Annotated in this window: 3 protein-coding genes; 1 reads left to right on the forward strand and 2 read right to left on the reverse strand. The window is 71.0% G+C overall.

What is annotated here, in order from left to right; all coding sequences use genetic code 11:
- Both P2P98_RS08775 and P2P98_RS08780 read right to left on the reverse strand, forming a co-directional pair.
- Positions 1-497, reverse strand: a 497-nt coding sequence (locus P2P98_RS08775; RefSeq protein WP_275799223.1) for an aminopeptidase P N-terminal domain-containing protein, incomplete at its 3' end; no start/stop codon positions are given.
- An 87-nt stretch (positions 498-584) separates the two neighbouring features.
- Positions 585-1,607, reverse strand: a complete 1,023-nt coding sequence (locus P2P98_RS08780; RefSeq protein WP_275799225.1) for an endonuclease/exonuclease/phosphatase family protein — start codon at positions 1,605-1,607, stop codon at positions 585-587.
- Positions 1,608-1,748: 141 nt separating this feature from the next.
- Between P2P98_RS08780 and P2P98_RS08785 the strand changes: the two genes are divergently transcribed.
- Positions 1,749-2,215, forward strand: a 467-nt coding sequence (locus P2P98_RS08785; protein WP_275799227.1) for a PHP domain-containing protein, incomplete at its 3' end; no start/stop codon positions are given.

Genomic DNA, 2,215 nt, shown 5'->3' on the forward strand with positions numbered 1-2,215 from the left:
CGTGGCCCGATCCAGAACTCGCCCACGGACGCATCGGCGTAGAACTCGGGGGTGGTGCGGTCGGCCCGCTCGCGGAAGTAGAGCACGACCTCGTGACCCTCGTCACGCGGCTCGAAGACGAGCACGGAATCGGGCTCGGCATCCGATGCCCACCCGGTCAAGTGGGCGAAGGCCGAGTGCGCGCGGAAAGGGTAGTCGGTGTCGTTGCTGCGCTGCTTCAGTCCGCCGGCCGGGATCACGAGCCGCTGGCCGGGGAAGGCCGCGGAAACCTTCGCTCGACGGCGTGCCGCCCACGCCGCCTGCTCGCGCGGGCTCGGCAGCGAGTCCTCACGCTCGGCCCAGCCCGTCGAGATGGTCTCGAGGAAGCCCTTCGGGAACGGGGCCTTGCGGTTCGTCGTCGAGTTCGCGGGTGCGTCGGTCGCCTGCGGCTCCGCGGTGACGGGGGTGACGGACTGCTCGGAGGGGGCGATCGTGTCGCCGGTGGCGGGGGATTCCATTCGTCCAGTCTCGCACTGCTCCCGGGGGTGCGCTCAGGCGGATCGAGCGTGTCGCGGACGCCGGGGCTCGGCATCCGGAATCGTCCGTCAGCCGGCGGTGCGTTCGAGCTGGACGACGAGCGGACGATGGTCACTGCCCGAACCGTCGAGGGTGCGCATGACGATCGAGCCCGAGACGGTCCAGTCCGGCGTCGCCATGACGTGGTCGATCGGGGCGCCGAGCACCGCGGGGATGTCCGTGGGCCACGTCCCCACGCCGCCGTTGCCGCTCTCGGAGGTGGTGTCGCGACAGCGGCCGAGGGTGCCGCCGTCGACCCCGAGCCCGTTCATGTGGTCGATCGTCGCGTTGAAGTCGCCCGCGAGGATGACGTTGTCGCTCGCGCACTGGTCGGCGAGCCAGGTCAGATCCGAACGCCACTGCGTCATGTAGTCCTCGCGCGGGGCGACGGCGTGCGCGGCGACGATGATGGGGCCGTCGCCGGAGACGGGCATCGCGACCGCGCTCGGCACGGTCGAGGTGTTGCTCGAGCCGTCGAGCGAGGAGTCGATGACGGAGTAGTCGCCCAGCTCGGGCCGGATGAGGACGGTCGTCGAGGTGGCTCCCCACCCGGTGCCGCCGTACTCGGCGTGATGAGCCCACATCGGACGACCCATGTCGCGCATGAGCTCGGCCACGCGCGTACCGGTGTCGATCGTCGTCTCGGGCAGCGTCACGACATCGGCCTGCATGTCGACGGCGAACTGCGCGATGGACTCGGCCGAGGTCGCGGCGCCCGCGGTGTTCCACGTCATGACGCGGAGACTCGTCGCGGTCTTGTCGGGGAGGGTCTCATCTCCCGTACCGCGTTGGACGATCATCAGGCCGTTCGCGGCGGCGGCCACGCCGAAGATCACCACCGAGGTGAGGGCGAGCGCGCGGAGCGGGCGGATGAGGGCGAACAGCAGCGCCAGCACGGCGGCCGCGGCGAGAGCGGCGCCCAGAGCGGCGCGGAAGGAGATGATCTGCGCGAGCGGGAAGGTGCGTTCGAGACCGAACACGCCGGGCCACGTGAGCACCGCGGCACCCGCAGCGAACACGAGCGCGACGATGATTCCGAACAGGCGACGCACGCGCTCGACCCTAGGCGAATCGCCTGAGAGATCCACGGATGCCACGGCACCGGCGCATCGTTCGCGCCCGCGCTTTCGCCCGCGCATTCGCCCGCGTGGTCGCGCCCGGCCCGCAGCGCGGAGCCGCGCTAGGCTCGACGGGTGGAGCATGAGCGTCGATTCGAGGGGCCGAGCGACCTGCACCTCCACTCGACGCACTCCGACGGCACGGAGTCACCGGCTCTGGTCATGGCGGCCGCGCACCGGCACGGTCTGCGGACCGCGGCGCTCACGGATCACGACACCACGTCCGGATGGGCGGAGGCCGCCGATGCCGCCACTTCGCTCGGGATGACCTTCGTGCCGGGGATGGAGCTCTCGGCTCGTCATCGGTGGCGCAGCGTCCACGTGCTCGCCTACCTCGTCGACCCCGACGACGCGGACCTGCGGGCGATGACCGATCGCATCCGCTCGTCGCGTCTGGACCGCGCGCAGATCATGGCGGAGCGGATTTCGCGCGACTATGACATCGCGTGGGACGACATCGTCGCGCAGACGACGGATGGTGCGACGGTGGGCCGACCGCACATCGCGGATGCGCTCGTGGCCCGGGGAATCGTCGCCGATCG

This window comes from Microbacterium sp. Kw_RZR3 (assembly GCF_029222405.1).
Lineage (GTDB): Bacteria > Actinomycetota > Actinomycetes > Actinomycetales > Microbacteriaceae > Microbacterium.